Annotated in this window: 19 protein-coding genes; 10 read left to right on the forward strand and 9 right to left on the reverse strand. The window is 63.7% G+C overall.

The features are described from left to right. Positions 1-66 precede the first annotated feature (66 nt). From F6X62_RS01195 to F6X62_RS01205, 3 genes are all read left to right on the forward strand, one after another. Positions 67-552, forward strand: a complete 486-nt coding sequence (locus F6X62_RS01195) for a YMGG-like glycine zipper-containing protein (RefSeq protein ID WP_054891683.1) — start codon at positions 67-69, stop codon at positions 550-552. A 215-nt stretch (positions 553-767) separates the two neighbouring features. Further along, positions 768-1,571: a protein-glutamate O-methyltransferase CheR gene (locus tag F6X62_RS01200; RefSeq protein ID WP_153772468.1), complete on the forward strand. Its 804-nt coding sequence runs from the start codon at positions 768-770 to the stop codon at positions 1,569-1,571. A 118-nt stretch (positions 1,572-1,689) separates the two neighbouring features. Continuing rightward, positions 1,690-2,346 carry a response regulator transcription factor gene (locus F6X62_RS01205; protein ID WP_063542230.1) on the forward strand — a complete coding sequence of 219 codons (657 nt, stop codon included), beginning with the start codon at positions 1,690-1,692 and terminating at the stop codon, positions 2,344-2,346. Here F6X62_RS01205 and F6X62_RS01210 read toward each other — a convergent pair. From F6X62_RS01210 to hslO, 3 genes are all read right to left on the reverse strand, one after another. Next, entirely contained in the window at positions 2,336-2,770 is a 435-nt protein-coding gene (locus tag F6X62_RS01210) for a thioesterase family protein (protein ID WP_153772469.1), read from the reverse strand. The genes F6X62_RS01205 and F6X62_RS01210 overlap by 11 nt on opposite strands. Before the next feature lie 137 nt (positions 2,771-2,907). Further along, the gene (locus F6X62_RS01215) at positions 2,908-4,455 is read right to left on the reverse strand and encodes a phosphoenolpyruvate carboxykinase (RefSeq protein WP_153772470.1); all 1,548 of its coding nucleotides are present in this window, start codon (positions 4,453-4,455) and stop codon (positions 2,908-2,910) included. Between the two features lie 179 nt (positions 4,456-4,634). Beyond that, on the reverse strand, positions 4,635-5,534 hold the full coding sequence (hslO, locus tag F6X62_RS01220; protein ID WP_153772471.1) for an Hsp33 family molecular chaperone HslO: 900 nt from the start codon (positions 5,532-5,534) through the stop codon (positions 4,635-4,637). A 116-nt stretch (positions 5,535-5,650) separates the two neighbouring features. On the opposite strand from hslO, the gene F6X62_RS01225 reads away from it, so the two are divergent. Further along, positions 5,651-6,454 carry a phosphatase PAP2 family protein gene (locus F6X62_RS01225; RefSeq protein ID WP_063542224.1) on the forward strand — a complete coding sequence of 268 codons (804 nt, stop codon included), beginning with the start codon at positions 5,651-5,653 and terminating at the stop codon, positions 6,452-6,454. Between the two features lie 20 nt (positions 6,455-6,474). Here F6X62_RS01225 and F6X62_RS01230 read toward each other — a convergent pair whose 3' ends face one another. Further along, the gene (locus tag F6X62_RS01230) at positions 6,475-6,876 is read right to left on the reverse strand and encodes an RNA-binding S4 domain-containing protein (RefSeq protein WP_054891676.1); all 402 of its coding nucleotides are present in this window, start codon (positions 6,874-6,876) and stop codon (positions 6,475-6,477) included. A 109-nt stretch (positions 6,877-6,985) separates the two neighbouring features. Here F6X62_RS01230 and F6X62_RS01235 point away from each other — a divergent pair, with 109 nt between their 5' ends. Next, positions 6,986-7,468, forward strand: coding sequence for an ATP-dependent zinc protease (locus tag F6X62_RS01235; protein WP_063542222.1), 483 nt, complete (start codon positions 6,986-6,988; stop codon positions 7,466-7,468). Further along, complete coding sequence (gene rimK, locus F6X62_RS01240; protein ID WP_015268602.1) at positions 7,465-8,370, forward strand: 30S ribosomal protein S6--L-glutamate ligase; 906 nt, start codon at positions 7,465-7,467, stop codon at positions 8,368-8,370. The genes F6X62_RS01235 and rimK overlap by 4 nt, the downstream gene beginning before the upstream one ends. Before the next feature lie 54 nt (positions 8,371-8,424). Here rimK and F6X62_RS01245 read toward each other — a convergent pair whose 3' ends face one another. Both F6X62_RS01245 and ompR read right to left on the reverse strand, forming a co-directional pair. Then, on the reverse strand, positions 8,425-9,738 hold the full coding sequence (locus F6X62_RS01245; RefSeq protein ID WP_063542220.1) for an ATP-binding protein: 1,314 nt from the start codon (positions 9,736-9,738) through the stop codon (positions 8,425-8,427). Positions 9,739-9,836: 98 nt separating this feature from the next. Continuing rightward, on the reverse strand, positions 9,837-10,577 hold the full coding sequence (gene ompR / locus F6X62_RS01250) for a two-component system response regulator OmpR (protein WP_054891673.1): 741 nt from the start codon (positions 10,575-10,577) through the stop codon (positions 9,837-9,839). A 228-nt stretch (positions 10,578-10,805) separates the two neighbouring features. Between ompR and F6X62_RS01255 the strand changes: the two genes are divergently transcribed. From F6X62_RS01255 to F6X62_RS01270, 4 genes are all read left to right on the forward strand, one after another. Then, positions 10,806-13,130, forward strand: a complete 2,325-nt coding sequence (locus F6X62_RS01255; protein ID WP_153772472.1) for a Tex family protein — start codon at positions 10,806-10,808, stop codon at positions 13,128-13,130. After that, entirely contained in the window at positions 13,130-13,513 is a 384-nt protein-coding gene (locus F6X62_RS01260) for a PaaI family thioesterase (protein WP_054891671.1), read from the forward strand. Before F6X62_RS01255 ends, F6X62_RS01260 begins: the two co-directional genes overlap by 1 nt. 271 nt (positions 13,514-13,784) lie before the next feature. After that, positions 13,785-15,362 carry a glutamate--cysteine ligase gene (gene gshA, locus F6X62_RS01265; protein WP_162714340.1) on the forward strand — a complete coding sequence of 526 codons (1,578 nt, stop codon included), beginning with the start codon at positions 13,785-13,787 and terminating at the stop codon, positions 15,360-15,362. Then, positions 15,362-15,994, forward strand: a complete 633-nt coding sequence (locus tag F6X62_RS01270) for a TetR/AcrR family transcriptional regulator (protein ID WP_151925505.1) — start codon at positions 15,362-15,364, stop codon at positions 15,992-15,994. The genes gshA and F6X62_RS01270 overlap by 1 nt, the downstream gene beginning before the upstream one ends. 90 nt (positions 15,995-16,084) lie before the next feature. Here the strand turns inward: F6X62_RS01270 and F6X62_RS01275 are convergent, their stop codons facing one another. From F6X62_RS01275 to ssuC, 3 genes are read right to left on the reverse strand one after another with little or no spacing between them, the layout of a single operon-like run. Further along, positions 16,085-16,300 carry a molybdopterin-binding protein gene (locus F6X62_RS01275; protein ID WP_003255829.1) on the reverse strand — a complete coding sequence of 72 codons (216 nt, stop codon included), beginning with the start codon at positions 16,298-16,300 and terminating at the stop codon, positions 16,085-16,087. A gap of 30 nt (positions 16,301-16,330) precedes the next feature. Beyond that, the gene (gene ssuB / locus F6X62_RS01280; protein ID WP_153772473.1) at positions 16,331-17,143 is read right to left on the reverse strand and encodes an aliphatic sulfonates ABC transporter ATP-binding protein; all 813 of its coding nucleotides are present in this window, start codon (positions 17,141-17,143) and stop codon (positions 16,331-16,333) included. Continuing rightward, positions 17,140-17,937, reverse strand: coding sequence for an aliphatic sulfonate ABC transporter permease SsuC (ssuC, locus tag F6X62_RS01285; RefSeq protein ID WP_054891667.1), 798 nt, complete (start codon positions 17,935-17,937; stop codon positions 17,140-17,142). Before ssuC ends, ssuB begins: the two co-directional genes overlap by 4 nt. Position 17,938: the final 1 nt, after the last annotated feature.

A 17,938-nucleotide genomic window follows, 5' to 3' on the forward strand; every position in this document is an offset into this window, starting at 1 on the left:
ATTTCCATTGCCAGCCGCTTCGCCGAGCCTCAAATTTCGCCTCGTCATCCCTCTGAGGCTCTCTTGATGAAGAAGTACTCCTCGATTCTGTTGTTGTCTTTTGGTCTGCTCAGCGGCGTTGCCATGGCAGGCGGCACCACCGAGGCCGGCATTGGCGGCGCATTGGGTGGGGTACTGGGCTCGGTGGTCGGCCAGTCCATCGGCGGCAACACCGGCTCGGCCATTGGTGCGGGCCTGGGTGGCGCGGCGGGCAGTGCCGTCGGTGCCGACAAGCGCCAGCGTGGTGAAGCCGCCATTGGTGGTGCCCTGGGCGCGGCGGGCGGTAACGTCGTCGGCCGCCAGGTCGGCGGCAGCACCGGTAGCCTGATCGGCGCAGCCGCAGGTGGCGGTGCCGGCGGTGCGCTGGGCAACTACATGGGCAACAAGGCCGACGAAGACGACCGCCACGACCGCGATCGTGACCGGCGCTACCGCCGTGGCGACGACCGTCGCCATTGGGACAACGGCCATCACTACGGCCATCGCAAGCACAAGCGCCACTGGCGTGACTGATCGGCGTCCATTCACCTACGCCTGATGCCTAAGGCCCCGCCCTCACCCGGCGGGGCCTTTGCATTCCGGCAGGTCGAGGGCTTAAGGGACACCCCGATATGGAGGCAACTAGCCACTAGCTATCATTTCCCACCGCCATCACAACAGGGGACGCAGGGAATGCGCACGAGCCTCGTCAATCCAATACGCCAGCCCGACGCCGGGGAAGCAGAAGGATGACGGACGATACGCGCCCGCCGCACCTCGACCACGCCTGCTTCCAGCGCATCCGCCAGCGGGTTTCCCAGGCCACCGGCCTGCAACTGGCAGACGATCGCCAGAACGTGGTCGCCCATCGGCTGCATGCACGCTTGCGGTTACACCGGCTGGCGAGCTTCGAGGCCTACCTCGACCTGATCGATGCACACCCCAGCGAACAGACGCACCTGCTGCACCTGCTCATCGCCCGGGACACCTACTTCTTTCGCGAGCACCGCCACTTCGAACAGTTGCTGCGCTGGCTTCCCACACTCGCTCATCCTGCGCGCCTGTGGAGTGCGGCCTGTGCCAGTGGCGAAGAGGCCTGGAGCCTGGCCATGGTCGCGCAACAAAGCACATCCGCCGGCTGGCAGGTGCTGGCCAGCGACTACGACAGCGCACTGCTGCGACAGGCTGAGGCCGGTGTCTACGACATCGCCCAGGCCCGCTACTTTCCCCATGGCTGGCTGGACCGCCATTGCCTGTGTGGCGCCGACGAAGCAGCCGGTCGTCTACGTATCGCACCGGGCCTGCGCGAACGGGTACGCTTCGAGACAATCAACCTGATCAAGCCACTGCCGACCGATCTGGGCGAGTTCGATGTGATCCTGCTACGCAACCTGCTCGCGGGCTTCGACGCGCGATGCAAGGCCGATGTCCTGCTGCGCCTGATGCCTCACCTGCGTCCGGGCGGACTGCTGATGATCGGCCACAGCGAAAGCATCCACGGCCTGGATCTGCCCCTGCGGCCACTACTGCCGTCGGTGTTCGAACGCCTATGATGAATAGCACTGCCGCATCGAACGGCAGACAAGGACTGGTCGCGCCCCCGCGCGGCAGTGCGCTTGTGGATCGAGCAGGCCTGCCGCCCCCCATCCCTTGCGAAACAGGCCTTGACCCATGCCCTGCCGAATCCTGCTTGCCGACGACTCGCCACTTTTCCGCGCCGGCCTGCGCGCCCTGCTCGAACAGAAGAAGGAATATGCCGTGGTCGGAGACACCAACGACGGCATGAGCGCCGTGGCGCTGGCGGAGAAGCTGCGGCCGGAGATCGTCGTGCTCGATATGAACAGCGATGCGCTGGATTGTCAGCAGGTGTTGCAGGAGCTGTTCATCCGGGTTCCGGCCACACGCGTGCTGATGCTCTCGACCCGCTCGGAACTGGAGCATGTGATGAGTTGCCTGCAACTCGGCGCCCAGGGCTTCCTGCTCAAGAGCGCCACCGTCGCAGAATTCGAGCAGGCCTTGCAGACCTTGCGCAGCGGCGGACAGTACCTTTCCTCGACAGTGCTGCCAATGGTCATCGGGCAGGCCCTCAAGCACAGTCGCAAACGTCCGCCCAGCCCCGCACAAGCGCCGCTGACCACGCGTCAGCTGGAAGTCCTGCGCCTGATCGCTCGCGGCGAGAGCACCCGCTCCATCGCCGATGGGCTGGGACTGAGCATCAAGACCATCGAGGCCCATCGCTCGCAGATCATGCACCGCCTGCAGATCCACGATGTTCCAGGGTTGGTGCTGTTTGCCGTGCGCGAGGGGATCATCCGCCTCAACGATTGAGCGACAGCCCCGCCCGGATCAGTTGCAGGGTTTCCGGCAGCACTGCCGGTTGCCCCGTGCTGCGTTCGATGAACACCTGTACCACAGTGCCCGCCGCACAGGGCTCGACCTCGCCCGGCCGGTACAACGCCAGGCGAAACTCCACTGTGCTGCCAGCAAGCCGCGTTACTCCCAGGCCAACCTCCAGCACATCGGGAAACCCGGGCAAGGCATAGAAATCCGCGGCAGAACTGACCACGAACCCGGCCAGCTCACCGTCGCGCAGGTCCAGCTCGGCCTGCTCGACGAGAAATGCCTGGATGGCCGTCTCGAAGAAGGCATGCACCGTGGAACCGCCAAGGTGGCCGTTGTGGTCGTTGTCCTGTGGACGCGTGAGGATGGGGTGGAAATGAGAAAAGGCGCTGCGTTGGATGGTCTCGGTCATGGGGTATCCAAGGCGGGTGGCAGGAAAGGGGAGCTTCCCACATCTGGTCTGGAAAACCATAGCCGCAAACACAGTGCTCGCTCGCCAGACATGAAAAAGCCGCCCCGAAGGGCGGCTTTTCAGTGCGGCAGTACAGCTTACAGCTGCGGGCCAGCGGCCTTGATGGCGTCGGAAACTTCGAACTTCTTGAAGTTTTCGATGAACAGCTTGGCCAGGCCTTTGGCGGCCTCGTCGTAAGCGGCCTTGTCAGCCCAGGTGGCGCGCGGGTTGAGCAGCTCGGTATCGACGCCTGGAACGGACTTCGGTACGTCCAGGTTGATGATGTCCAGGTGCTCGGTTTCAGCACCGACCAGAGCACCGCTCTGGATCGCGGCGATCACGCCACGGGTGGTCGGGATGCTGAAGCGCTTGCCAACACCGTAGCCACCGCCGGTCCAGCCGGTGTTGACCAGGTAAACCTTGGAGTTGAAGCCGTTGATACGCTTGATCAGCAGCTCAGCGTACTCGCCTGCAGGACGGGCGAAGAACGGCGCGCCGAAGCAGGTGGAGAAGGTCGACTTGATGCCGCCGCCCGAACCCATTTCGGTGGAACCGACCAGCGCGGTATAGCCCGACAGGAAGTGGTAGGCCGCCTGCTCGTTGTTCAGGATCGACACCGGAGGCAGAACGCCGGTCAGGTCGCAGGTCAGGAAGATGACCGCGTTAGGCTCGCCACCCAGGTTGGCTTCGGCGCGCTTGGCGACGTGCTCCAGTGGGTAGGCGGCACGGCTGTTCTGGGTCAGGCTGACATTGGTGTAGTCGGCGTGGCCGGCTTCGTCGATGACGACGTTTTCCAGCACCGCGCCATGCTTGATGGCTTTCCAGATGACCGGCTCGTTCTTCTCGGACAGGTCGATGCACTTGGCGTAGCAACCACCTTCCATGTTGAAGACGACGCCCTCGCCCCAACCGTGCTCGTCGTCACCGATCAGGTAACGGCTTTCGTCGGCGGAGAGGGTGGTCTTGCCGGTGCCGGACAGGCCGAAGAACAGGGTCACATCGCCGTCTTCGCCGATGTTGGCCGCGCAGTGCATCGGCAGCACGTCGACTTCCGGCAGCAGGAAGTTCTGTACCGAGAACATGGCCTTCTTCATTTCGCCGGCGTAGCGCATGCCTGCGATCAGCACTTTCTTCTGGGCGAAGTTGAGGATCACGCAACCATCGGAGTTGGTGCCGTCACGCTCTGGAACGCACTCGAAGTTGGCGACGTTGAGGATCTGCCACTGGTCGCGGCCGGCCGGGTTGAACTGGCCTTTTTCCGGATTGATGAACAGGCAACGGCCGAACAGGTTCTGCCAGGCGGTCTGGGTGGTCATCTTGACCGGCAGGTAGTGCTCGGCTGCGGCACCGACATGAACGTAGGAGACGAAGTGTTCCTGGGCGTTGTTGAACGCCTCGACGCGGTCCCACAGGGCATCGAACTTGTCGGCCGGGAACTTGCGGTTGATCGGGCCCCAGGCGATGGCGGCAGAGGTGCTCGGTTCATCGACGATGAAACGGTCAGCGGGCGAACGGCCAGTACGGTGACCGGTTTCCACGACCAGTGCGCCAGTATCGGCCAGCACGCCTTCACCGCGTTGCAGCGCATGTTTTACCAGCTCGTCGACGGTCAGGTCGGTGTACACGGTGTTGTTGGCTTGCGTCATGAGATACCCCATCCGGCCCGAGGCCGAGTGCTCCAAACGTTTTGTAGTGGCCTGTTTCAAACTACTACAGCGAAAAAAGTGGCCGGATTATGCCAGAAACGCCCAAAAAAAGTAGGCCCCTCCTGTCGTAACTGCGCTTTTACGCAATTAGACAGGAGAATCTCCTGTAGTGAAGCGTTTCAGTGGCGAGTTTCTGACGCCTCGTCCGTGCCACCACCCGCAAACAATTGCGCTACATCGCTGGCATCGAAGAAATACCGCTCGTTGCAGAACTGGCAATCGATCTCGACCTGGCCACCGCATTCCTCCACCAGCGCCTTGGCATCCGCCTCGCCGAGGCTGACCAGGGCGTTGCCGGAACGCTCACGCGAGCAGCTGCAGTGGAAGCGCAGCGGCTCGATGTCGAAGAGGCGTACGGCGTCCTCGTGATAGAGGCGATGCAGCAGGGTTTCGTTGCCTTCGGCCCACTCTTCAGGCTTGAGGGTCTTGGCCATGGCCACCACGTACTGCCAGCTTTCCTCACGTTCTTCCTCGTCACGCTGACGATCGACCGGCAACTGCTGCAGCAGCAGGCCACGGGCCTTGCCGGTCGAGGTATCGAGCCAGAAGCGGGTGTTGAGCTGCTGGGACTGGACGAAGTAGTTGGTGAAGCACTCGGACAGGTTGGCGCCCTCGAGCTCGACGGTGCCCTGGTAGCGCTGGCCCTTGACCGGATCGATGGTCAGCGTGAGGTGACCATCCGGCATCAGGTCGGCCAGGGTCGCGTCAGCCGTGATCTGCTCGGCCTCGTAACGCGCCATGCCGCGGATGTCGCGCTCGCCCGAGCACTCCACCATCAGCAGCGGGATTGGCCCTTCCGAGCGCGCCTGCAGGATCAGCAGGCCATCGAACTTGAGTGCGCCGACCAGCAGCGAAGTAGCAGCCATCAGCTCACCCAGCAGAGCGGCAACCGGCTGCGGATAAGGGTGACGGGCAAGCACTTCGCTGTAGCTCTTGTCGAGCTCGACCCATTCGCCGCGCACATCGCGCTCTTCGAACAGGAAGCGTTGGGTGAAATCGGTATCCGGTAAATCGCTCATGGTTTTGGCTATCTGAAAATTCTGAAAAGAGTGACAAAATGATTACAGGAGCCTACAAAGGCCCATGGTAAAGCGCATCCGACGCGCGGAAATTCAGCTGGTAATTGAGGTATTTTATGGATAATCGACCACTGTTCCAAGAAAAGTGGTCCTGGGGACCTCTGGCAGCCTGCACGTTACTGCCCATCGCTCTACTGTGTTTCTGGTTGTGGCCGTTTGGCCAGATCCTGTTCCTGACTTTCGACGAGTGGCTATTCCGTGCACTCAACGGCCCACTGGCAGACAGCACCACCTGGCGCTACATCTGGACCCTGGGCAGCCTGCGCCCCTTCGACATCGTCGTCGGTCTGATCCTGCTCCTGCTGCTGATCAAGGGCGACTGGGTGTTCAAGGCCGTGCAGGTACGGCAGGCATTCTTCGGCTTTTTCGTCAGCCTGCTCCTCTTAGTGGTGGTTCGCGCGCTGTTTTCCAAGTGGGTGGATGCATCCGGATGGCAGCATGACAGCCCGTCGATCGTATTCGACGACGCCGTGCGCCTGAGCCACTACTACCCGAACCTTGAAGCCCACTGGGAACTGAAGGACCGTTCCAGCAAGAGCTTCCCGGGCGATCACGCCTCGGTACTGCTCCTCTGGGCGCTGTTCATGAGTCTGTTCAGTCGCCGGCTGGTGCAAAGCCTGGTGATCTGGGGGCTGGCCGTGCTGTTCATGCTGCCGCGTCTGGTCGCTGGCGCGCACTGGGGGCAGGATGACTACATCGGTGGTCTGGGGATGGCATTACTGGCTCTGGGCTGGACCGTGCATACACCTCTGGCGGCCAAGGCCAGCGCGGCACTGGTGCGCTGGACCTCACCGCTGTTCAGGGTACTCGGCAAGCTGCCGCTGATCGGGCGCATGAGCGTGATGCGTACAGCCTTCTAAGCGCAACTGACGGCGCAGGTCTACTCGAAACTGCCATGCAGTTGGTGGATCTGCCGCCGTTGCTTCTTGTTGGGCCGGCCGTCGGTAGTCACACCCATCGCCCCGGCCTTGCGCAGTTCGGCGGCCTGCTCGCGGCGCTTCACGCTGTCGGCAGTTTCCTCGTAGAGGGTCTGCGCCTCGGGCGCCCCACGACGCACCACCGACAGCGCCTTGACCACCACGGTCTTCTCGTCGAAACCGGTGCGCAGCACGAACTCGTCACCTACCCGCGGTTCCTTGCCCGGTTTGCAGCGCTCACCACGGCAATGCACCTTGCCACTCTCGATCGCCGCCTTGGCCAGCGCACGCGTCTTGTAGAAGCGCGCCGCCCACAGCCATTTGTCCAGGCGGACCTTGTCGTCGTCTTCCGCTTTCTGTGCCATCCCTCTACCTCGAATTCTGTCTTTAACGGAACTGTACTACCGTAACTGTCGGATGCAAAAAGTCCGCGCCATGCTTACAGTTCACCACCTCATTCGCAGGGTGTGCTTCGTGAAAACATTTGACCATCTGACAGTGATCGGCCTGCGCGAGTGGATCGCCCTGCCCGACCTCGGTCTCGCCGGGCTTCGGGCCAAGATCGACACTGGCGCCAGCACCTCCAGCCTGCACGCCACCGACATCGAACCCTTCGAGCGCGACGGCCAGTCCTGGGTACGTTTCACCGCGCACCTGGGTTCTGTAGTGCAACTGCGTCATCGCCGCTGCGAAGCGCCTCTGGTGACCATGAAGACCATCAAGAGCTCCAACGGCCATGCCCAGACCCGCTATGTGATCCGAACGCCACTGGCATTGGGCGACCGGGTCTGGGAAGTGGAATTCACCCTGGCTTGCCGCAAGAGCATGCGCTATCGGTTGTTACTTGGATCGAAAGCCTTGGTCCACGGTCAACTGGTCGTCAACCCCGGCCTCAAGTACGTTCAGGACAAACCGGCCTTCCCGGCCACTCTCTCCCCTGTCACAGGTGCTGCATGAAGATCGCCGTGCTTTCGCGCAACCCGCGTCTGTATTCCACCCGCCGCCTGGTCGAAGCCGGCACCCAGCGCGGCCATGAAATGGTCGTGATCGACACCCTGCGCGCCTACATGAACATCGCCAGCCACAAGCCGCAGATCCACTATCGCGGCAAACCGCTGGAAGGTTTCGATGCAGTGATCCCACGTATCGGCGCCTCGGTGACCTTCTATGGCTGCGCAGTGCTGCGCCAGTTCGAGATGATGGGCGTCTACCCACTCAATGAATCGGTGGCCATCGCCCGCTCGCGCGACAAGCTGCGCTCTTTGCAATTGCTGTCACGCCGCGGCATCGGTCTGCCGATCACAGGTTTCGCTCACTCGCCGGATGACATTCCCGACCTGATCCAGATGGTCAATGGTGCACCGCTGGTGATCAAGGTGCTCGAAGGCACCCAGGGCATCGGCGTGGTGCTGTGCGAAACGACCAAGGCTGCCGAGTCGGTCATCGAAGCGTTCATGGGCCTGAAGCAGAACATCATGGTCCAGGAATACATCAAGGAGGCTGGCGGCGCCGACATCCGCTGCTTCGTGGTCGGCGACAAGGTCATCGCCTCGATGAAGCGCCAGGCCAAGCCCGGTGAGTTCCGCTCCAACCTGCACCGCGGTGGAGTGGCCAGCCTGATCAAGATCACCCCCGAGGAACGCATGACGGCCATTCGCGCGGCCAAGGTCATGGGCCTCAGCGTGGCCGGCGTGGATATCCTGCGCTCCAATCATGGCCCGCTGGTGATGGAGGTGAATTCGTCGCCGGGGCTGGAGGGCATCGAAGTCACCACCGGCAAGAACGTTGCCGGGATGATCATCGAACACCTGGAGAAGAACGGCGGACCGAACCAGACCCGGACCAAAGGCAAGGGTTGATTCGAAATCGTGGCGGTCTCTTCGCGGCTTTAGCCACAAAGAGACCACAGAACCTCACACGGCATCACGCGGCAGCAACAGCCCCAATGGCAGGCGTACCCGCGCCTCGATCCCGCCACCGGAGCGGTTGCGCAACTCGACATTGCCGCCATGCTGGGCGGCGATCCGTTTGACGATCGCCAAGCCCAGCCCGGTGCCCTTGCCCCCACGTGCACGGTCGCCGCGAATGAACGGATTGAAGATGGTCTCCAGTTCCGATTCGTCGATCCCCGTACCCCGGTCGAGCACGCTGAGTACCACGTACGGCGCCCCCTGCTCACCTGACACATAAGCCGCCACCTCGACGCCCTTGCCCGCATGGTGCAGGGCATTGCCGATCAGGTTGCCCAGCATGCGCTTGAGCGATACGCGCCGTAGCGGGAAAGGTGGAATAGGCTCCAGGCACAGGCGCACGCGCTCTTCGGGCTGGTTATAGGGCGCCACCACCTCGCGAATCAGATCACCCAGGTCGACTTCTTCCACCGGCTCGTCGCGGCCATCGCGAATGAAGGCCAGGAACTGGTCGAGAATGGCGTCCATGTCTTCGATGTCGCGCACCATGTCGTCGCTGAGCTCACTTTCGTTCCCCATCAGCGACAGCGACAGCCGTAGCCGGGTCAATGGCGTACGCAGGTCGTGGGAGACCCCCGCCAGCATGAGCTCGCGCTCGCGCCCGGCCTGCTCGACATCCTCGGCCATCTGGTTGAACGCACGGTACACCTCGGTCATCTCGCTGGGTGTATCGCTGATGGGCAGGCGCACGCTGCGCCCCTGCCCAAGCTGACGGGCAGCGAACACCAGGCGTTTGAGCGGCTGGTTGAGCTGGCGCACGAAGATCCAGGCCGACGCGGTGGACAGCAGGCCGATGGCCAGGAACCAACCGAGCACGTTCCAGATCTTCTGCCCGCGCAACGGGTGCGGATACAACGGCACCTTCAGCCAACCCGGCCCCAGGCTCGGCGCATTCACCCACAGTGCCGGCGGCGCATGGATGCGCAGGCGTACCTCGGTATCCTCGCCCAGCTCAGCCTGCATCTGGCGCTGGTAGATCTCGCTGTACGGCCAGTGCTGCTCACCCTCCGGCACACCCGAGCCGGTCACGCGGATCAGACCGGCCGCCTCGGCGATCTGGTCCCGGTTCTCTTCATCGGCCGCCCAATAGGCACGCAAGGTCAGCGCCACACCGTGGCTGTACTGGCGGTCGACCAGAACGTCCTCGTTCATCAGCAAGTACACCAGCGTCAGCGCCTTGGAAAACAGGACGACGATCAGTACCAGCCACAGGGTGCGGGCGAAGAAGCTTTGCGGAAACCAGAGAGGCGTTTTCATTGGCGACGATTACTGCACGGCGGGAACAAGCAAGGCGGGGACCACAGACGAAAACAGGGCGACCCTTGCGGGCCGCCCTGCCGTGTCATGGCAGCGGTTCATTTACCGGCATTTCCGTCCGGCACGAAGACATAACCCACACCCCAGACCGTCTGGATGTAGCGAGGCTTCGATGGATCGGGCTCGATCATGCGGCGCAGACGCGAGATCTGCACATCGATGGAGCGCTCCAGGGCATCCCACTCACGGCCGCGGGCCAGGTTCATCAGTTTGTCGCGGGTCAGCGGTTCGCGAGCATGCATGACCAGAGCCTTGAGCACGGCGAATTCACCGGTGGTGAGCATGTGCACTTCATCGCCGCGCTTGAGTTCGCGGGTCGCCAGCGACAGCTCGTAGTCGCCGAACGTGACGGTTTCTTCCTCGCTGCCCGGGGCGCCAGGAACGCTCGGAGCCTGGCGCCGCAGCACGGCCTTGACCCGCGCGACCAACTCGTCGGGGTTGAACGGCTTGGCGAGATAATCGTCAGCGCCCAGCTCAAGGCCCTTGATCCGGCTAAGCTCGTCGCCCTTGGCGGTGAGCATGATGATCGGGATCTGGTTGTTCGCCGCGCGCAGGCGGCGGCAGGCGGAGAGGCCGTCTTCACCCGGCAGCATGAGATCGAGCACCACCAGGTTGAACACTTCACGGGCCAGCAGGCGGTCCATCTGCTCGACGTTCGGCACGGCGCGGGCACGGAAGCCCTTGCTGGTGAAGAAACGCTCCAGCAGGCTGCTCAGCCCCGGATCGTCGTCAACGATGAGAATCTTTTCGCCTTCAGCAATGTTTGCGGTGCTGGTCATCAATAACTCCTCTGATATCGCCGCGCATTATGGCGTAGCCATTGCGACGCGTGCCGTGTGCATTGTTAGCAGATTTTTCCCCGGGTGCCACTTCTCGCTCGACACACATGGCTCAGCGCCATCACCGCAAGCCGGACTCGATGGGTATAATGCGCGGCTTTCATCCAGTGCCGCCGGGCCTGAACCCCCACTGCGGCCTTAGTATTCACTATTTGTCAGGTGGTTCTCATGGACAGCATCAACAGCCGTATCGCCGAGGAACTGGGCGTGCGCCCACAACAGGTCGAGGCGGCCGTGGGCCTGTTGGACGAAGGCTCGACGGTGCCCTTCATCGCCCGTTACCGCAAGGAAGTGACCGGCAGCCTGGACGATACGCAACTGCGCCACCTGGAAGAGCGCCTGCGTTACCTGCGTGAACTCGACGAGCGCCGCGCCAGCATCCTGGCCAGCATCGAGGAGCAGGGCAAGCTGACCCCGGAACTGGCCCGCGAGATCAAGCTCGCCGACACCAAGACCCGCCTCGAAGACCTTTACCTGCCTTACAAGCAAAAGCGCCGCACCAAGGGCCAGATTGCCCTGGAAGCCGGCCTGGGCGAACTGGCTGACGGCCTGTTCGACGACCCGCAGCGCGACCCTGAAAGCGAAGCCGCGCGCTTCGTCGACGCCGACAAAGGCGTCGCCGACGTCAAGGCCGCCCTCGAAGGCGCCAAGTACATCCTCATGGAGCGCTTCGCCGAAGACGCGGCCCTGCTCGACAAACTGCGCGGTTTCCTCAAGCAGGAGGCGGTGCTCACCGCGCGCGTGGTGCCGGGCAAGGAAGAGGAAGGCGCCAAGTTCCGCGACTACTTCGCCCACGACGAACTGCTGCGCAACGCCCCGTCGCACCGCGCCCTGGCGATCTTCCGCGGTCGCAACGAAGGCGTGCTGAGCGCCTCGCTCAAGGTCGGCGAGGAACTACCGGGCACCCTGCACCCGTGCGAGCTGATGATCGCCAGCCACGTTGGTATCGAAAACCGCGGCCGCCCGGCCGACAAGTGGCTGGGCGAGGTGGTGCGCTGGACCTGGAAGGTCAAGCTCTACACCCACCTGGAAACCGACCTGTTCGGCGAGCTGCGCGACAACGCCGAAAGCGAGGCGATCAACGTCTTCGCCCATAACCTGCACGACCTGCTGTTGGCCGCCCCCGCCGGCCCGCGTGCGACCCTGGGCTTCGACCCGGGCCTGCGCACTGGCTGCAAGGTCGCGGTAGTCGATGCCACCGGCAAGCTGCTGGACTACACCACCGTCTACCCGCATGCACCGAAGAACGACTGGGACCGCACCCTCGCCGTACTGGCGGCCCTGTGCGCCAAGCATTCGGTGGAGCTGATCGCCATCGGCAACGGCACCGCCAGCCGCGAAAGCGACAAACTGATCGGTGACCTGGTGAAAAAATACCCGGCACTGCAAATCACCAAGATCATGGTCTCCGAGGCGGGCGCCTCGGTGTATTCAGCGTCCGAACTGGCTGCCCGCGAATTCCCCGATCTCGACGTCTCGATCCGCGGCGCCGTGTCGATTGCCCGTCGCCTGCAGGACCCGCTGGCCGAACTGGTGAAGATCGATCCGAAGTCCATCGGGGTGGGCCAGTACCAGCACGATGTGTCGCAGGTGAAACTGGCGCGCGGCCTGGACGCTGTGGTCGAGGACTGCGTGAACGCCGTGGGCGTGGACGTCAACACCGCCTCGGTGGCCTTGCTGACCCGCATCTCCGGTCTCAATGCGACGCTGGCGCAGAACATCGTCGCCCACCGCGACGCCAACGGCCCGTTCGCCACCCGGGCGGCACTGAAGAAAGTCAGCCGCCTCGGCGAAAAGACCTTCGAGCAGGCCGCAGGCTTCCTGCGCGTGATGAACGGTGACAACCCGCTGGACGCCTCTGCCGTGCACCCCGAAGCCTATCCGCTGGTGCAGCGCATCGCCGCCGACACCGACCGCGATATCCGCTCGCTGATCGGCGACAGCAGCTTCCTCAAGCGCCTCGACCCAAAGAAATTCACCGACGAATCCTTCGGCCTGCCGACCGTCACCGACATCCTCCAGGAGCTGGACAAGCCCGGCCGCGACCCGCGCCCTGAGTTCAAGACCGCGACCTTCCAGGATGGCGTCGAGGACCTCAAGGACCTGGAGCCCGGCATGATCCTCGAAGGCGTGGTGACCAACGTCACCAACTTCGGCGCCTTCGTCGACATCGGCGTGCACCAGGATGGCCTGGTGCACATCTCGGCGCTGTCGGAGAAGTTCGTCAAGGATCCGCGCGAAGCGGTCAAGGCCGGCGACGTGGTCAAGGTCAAGGTCATGGAAGTGGATATCCCGCGCAAGCGTGTCGGCCTGTCCATGCGCATGAGCGATACCCCAGGCGAGAAGGTCGAAGGCAACCGTGGCGGCCCACGCGGCAACGGCGGCAACCGTTCGCAACAGGCACCACGCCCGCGCGAAACCGCCACCGCCGCGCCGGCCAACAACGCCATGGCCGCGCTGTTCGCCAATGCCAAGCAGTTGAAGAAGAAGTGATGGACGTCCCGAAGGAATACGTCGAAAGCGCCTTCAGCCAGCTCCTGGGCTGCCGCCTGCAACGCCTGGACACAGGCGTTGCCGAGGTGGCCCTGGCGCTGGAACCACACCTGCGCAACCGTGGCCAGAAACTGCACGGCGGGGCGATCTTCAGCCTGGTGGACATCGCCATGGGCCTGGCCTGCTCGGCCAGCCATGGCTTCGACCAGCAAAGCGTGACCATCGAATGCAAGATCAACTACATGCGCGCTGTCAGCGACGGCGAAGTGCTGTGCACCGCCCGGGTGATACACGCCGGGCGGCGCACGCTGGTGGTCGACGCCGACGTGCTCCAGGGCGACAAGCTGGTGGCCAAGGCACAGGGAACCTTCGCGGTTCTCTAGCTGCCCGAGTGATAACTGCGGTATTTTTGCCGGTATTGGTCGGGCGCTGTCACTGACCCTATCGCGGGACAAGCCCGCTCACACAGGTGCCTCGGTGCTTTTGTGGGAGCGGGCTTGTCACGCGATGGGTTCGGCAAGGCCCCGAAGTATCTGCGCTACCAGCACCGGAACCGCGTAAACCAGGCGACAACGCCAGTTCCTTTGTCCCTACCCTTGTAGACCGTCATTTCTACCCCCATATTGGGGCGACTGACGCGTGAAGGAATCCATCTTGAGCGACCTCCTCAATCGCCGCCTGAGCTTGCTCGGCGCCAATCTCTCCCTGCTCAAGCAGTGCCTGCACGGCATTGAGCGCGAATGCCTGCGAGTGACCGACGAAGGTCGGCTGGCCCAGACCCCACACCCCGAAGCCCTGGGTTCGGCACTGACCAACGAGCAGATCACCACCGATTACTCCGAATCGCTGCTGGAGTTCATCACCCCGGCCCTGCCTGATCCGGCCAAGGTGCTCGAGAACCTCGAGGAGATCCACCGCTTCGTCTACACCAAGCTCGGCGACGAATACCTGTGGAGCCCGTCGATGCCGTGCGCGCTGCCCGCCGAGGAAGACATTCCGATCGCCGAATACGGCAGCTCCAACATCGGCAAGCTCAAGCACGTGTACCGCAAGGGCCTGGCCCTGCGCTACGGCCGCACCATGCAGTGCATCGCCGGCATCCACTACAACTTCTCGTTGCCCGAGGCCCTCTGGCCCCTGCTGCGTGAAGCCGAAGGCAGCGAACAGGACGATCGTGACTATCAGTCGTCGGCCTACATCGCGCTGATCCGCAACTTCCGCCGCTACAGCTGGCTGCTGATGTACCTGTTCGGCGCCTCGCCAGCGCTGGACAAAGGCTTCCTGCGCGGCCGCCCGCACCAGCTCGAAGAGCTGGACGCCGACACCCTCTACCTGCCCTACGCCACCAGCCTGCGCATGAGCGACCTGGGATACCAGAGCAACGCCCAGGCAGGCCTGACGCCGTGCTACAACAATCTGTCCAGCTACACCGACAGCCTGCGCAAGGCCGTTGGCACGCCTTACCCACCCTATGTCGAAGTGGGTACGCACAAGGACGGCGAATGGGTGCAGTTGAACACCAACATCCTGCAGATCGAGAACGAGTACTACTCGAACATTCGCCCCAAGCGCGTGACCTACACCGGCGAACGTCCGATCCAGGCCTTGATCTCGCGCGGCGTGCAGTATGTCGAGGTGCGTTGCCTGGACATCAACCCGTTCCTGCCGGTGGGCATCGACCTCACCGAGGCGCGCTTCCTCGACGCCTTCCTGCTGTTCTGCGCGCTTGATGAGAGCCCGTCGCTGGACAACGGCGAATGCGGCCAGTGCACCAGCAACTTCCTCACCGTGGTCAAGGAGGGGCGCCGCCCAGGCCTGGAGCTGCAGCGCGATGGCCAGCCGGTCACACTGCGCGAATGGGCCAGCGAGCTGATCGCCCGCATCGGCCAGCTGGCCGGACTGCTTGACCAGGCCCAAGGTGGCGACGACCACGCCAAGGCCCTGGAGGCGCAGCAAGCCAAGGTCGACGACCCTGAGCTGACACCTTCTGCACAGGTCCTGGCGCGCATGACCGAGCACGACGAAAGCTTCGTCGCATTCTCGCTGCGCCAGAGCAAGCTGCACGCCGAAACCTTCCGCGAGCAAGCGCTGCCTGGCGAGCGCCAGCAAGCCTTCGAAACCCTCGCCCGCGACTCTCTGGCCGAACAGTCGCGTCTGGAGCAGCAGGAAGTCGGCGACTTCGACCTGTTCGTCGGTGCCTACCAGGCCAGCATCCTGGCGATCAGCAACTGATGAGCCGCACGCCCTCGCCGCGCAAGCCCCGCGCCAGTAGCCAGGCCAGGATCGAAGCGATCCTGGCGGCCGCTCGCGAGCTGCTGGCAGGCGAAGGTGTGGCGGGGCTGTCGATCTACAGCGTGGCCGAACGGGCGCAGATCCCTCCGTCCTCGGTCTATCACTTCTTCGCCAGCGTTCCGGCGTTGCTCGAAGCTCTGACCGCAGATGTGCACCGCGCTTTTCGCGAGGCGCTGAGCGCGCCGATCGACGCCCACGCCTTCAGCACCTGGCAGGGCTTGTCACGCCTGGTCGAGCAGCGCACGCTGGAGATCTACCGCCAGGACACCGCCGCCCGGCAGTTGATCCTTGCCCAGCATGGGCTGAGTGAAGTGGCGCAAGCCGACCGCCAGCACGACCTGGAGCTCGGCAAGCTGATGCACAGCTTGTTCGACCGGCATTTCCAGTTACCCAGCATGCCCACCGACGTGGATGTGTTTGCCCTGGCGATGGAGCTGAGCGACCGGGTCTATGCCCGGTCGATGCAGTTGCACGAACAGATCACGCCGCGCATGGCGGAGGAAGGGATGCGGGTCTTCGAAGCGTATCTGGGGCTTTACCTGCCGCCTTTCCTGGCCAGACGCCCAAGCTGAAACCTTCGCGGGCAAGCCCGCTCCTACGGGGAACCGTGGGAGCGGGCTTGCCCGCGAAGGCCTCCACAAGGGCCTGGGAGTCGAACGCCATCACAGCTTGGCGATAGACACCTCGGTCGATTTCACGAAGGCAATCACTTCACTGCCAACCTGCAGTTCCAGCTCGCGCACGGAACGGGTGGTGATCACCGAAGTGACGATGCCGGAGGCGGTCTGCACGTCGATTTCCGACAATACCGGGCCTTCGAGGATTTCTTTGACGGTGCCTTTGAACTGGTTGCGGACGTTGATCGCTTTGATGGTCATGGCTTGATTCCTTTGGTTGGCTTCGCAGATTCAGTGGGCCCAACGCAGTTGCGTGGGCAAAGGGGCTACAGGCTCCGGCTCGGGCGGGGTGCCAGGGACGGACAGGACACGGTTGAGCACTTCGCTTTCCAGCGCAGCCAGGCGGTGCGAACCACGCGCCCGCGGCCTTGCCAGGTCGACGGTAAGGTCCAGGCCGACCTCGCCGTCCTCGATCAGGATCACCCGGTCGGCCACGGCGACGGCTTCGTTGACGTCGTGGGTGACCAGCAGAACGGTGAAACCGTGTTCGCGCCACAGGCGCTCGATCAGTTGCTGCATTTCGATCCGGGTCAGGGCATCCAGCGCACCCAGCGGCTCGTCGAGCAGCAGCAGGCGCGGCTGGTGGATCAGCGCTCGGGCCAGGGCCACGCGCTGCTTTTGTCCACCGGACAGCGCAGCAGGCCATTCGTTGGCTCGATCGGCCAGGCCGACCTCCTCCAGCGCTTGCACCGCGCGCGGCCGCCAGTCACCGGACAAGCCCAGGCCGACGTTGTCGATCACCTTCTTCCAGGGCAGCAGGCGGGCGTCCTGGAACATCAGGCGGGTTTCCTCGCGCGCATCGACCAGCGGCGCAGCACCGGCCAGCAGATCACCGGCACTGGGTTGGTCCAGACCGGCCAGCAAGCGCAGCAAGGTGCTCTTGCCGCAACCGGAGCGTCCGACGATAGCAACGAACTGACCGGCCGGGATGTGCAGGTCGATACCGCGCAGCACTTCACGCTTGCCGAACGTCTTGCGCAGGCCGTTGGCGGCCAGCGGGATGCCACGCAGCAGGCGCGGCGGTTGTTCCTTGAGCACGGTCATGCGCCCTCCTTCTTCGCCACCTGGTAGGCGGGGTGCCAGCGCAGCCAGACACGCTCCAGGCCACGGGCGGCGAGGTCGGCGAGCTTGCCGAGCACGGCGTACATGACGATGGCCAGGACCACCACGTCGGTTTGCAGGAATTCACGGGCGTTCATCGCCAGGTAACCGATGCCGGCATTGGCCGAGATGGTCTCGGCAACGATCAGGGTCAGCCACATGAAGCCCAGGGCGAAGCGCACACCGACCAGGATCGACGGCAGCGCACCGGGCAGGATCACCTGGCGGAACAGCGAGAAACCGGACAGGCCATAGCTGCGCGCCATTTCCACCAGCGCCGGGTCGACATTACGGATGCCGTGGTAGGTGTTCAGGTAGATCGGGAACAGCGTACCCAGCGCGACCAGGAAGATCTTCGCCGACTCGTCGATGCCGAACCACAGGATCACCAGCGGAATCAGCGCCAGGTGCGGCACGTTGCGGATCATCTGCACCGAGCTGTCGAGCAGGCGTTCGCCCCAGTTCGAAAGGCCGGTGATGAACCCCAGCAACAGGCCGATGCTGCCGCCAATCAGAAAGCCCACACCGGCGCGCCAGCCGCTGATCGCCAGGTGCGTCCAGATCTCGCCGCTGCGCACCAGCTCGACACCGGCGCTGACCACCGCGCTCGGTGCCGGCAGGATGCGCGTGGACAACCATCCAGCGCTGACCGCCAGCTGCCACACCGCCAGCAGCAACACGGGCAAGGCCCATGGCGCCAGGCGCTGTGTCAGGGTGGAAGAAGTTGCACGACTCATG

This window comes from Pseudomonas sp. MNR3A (genome assembly GCF_009650575.1).
GTDB lineage: Bacteria > Pseudomonadota > Gammaproteobacteria > Pseudomonadales > Pseudomonadaceae > Aquipseudomonas > Aquipseudomonas machongensis.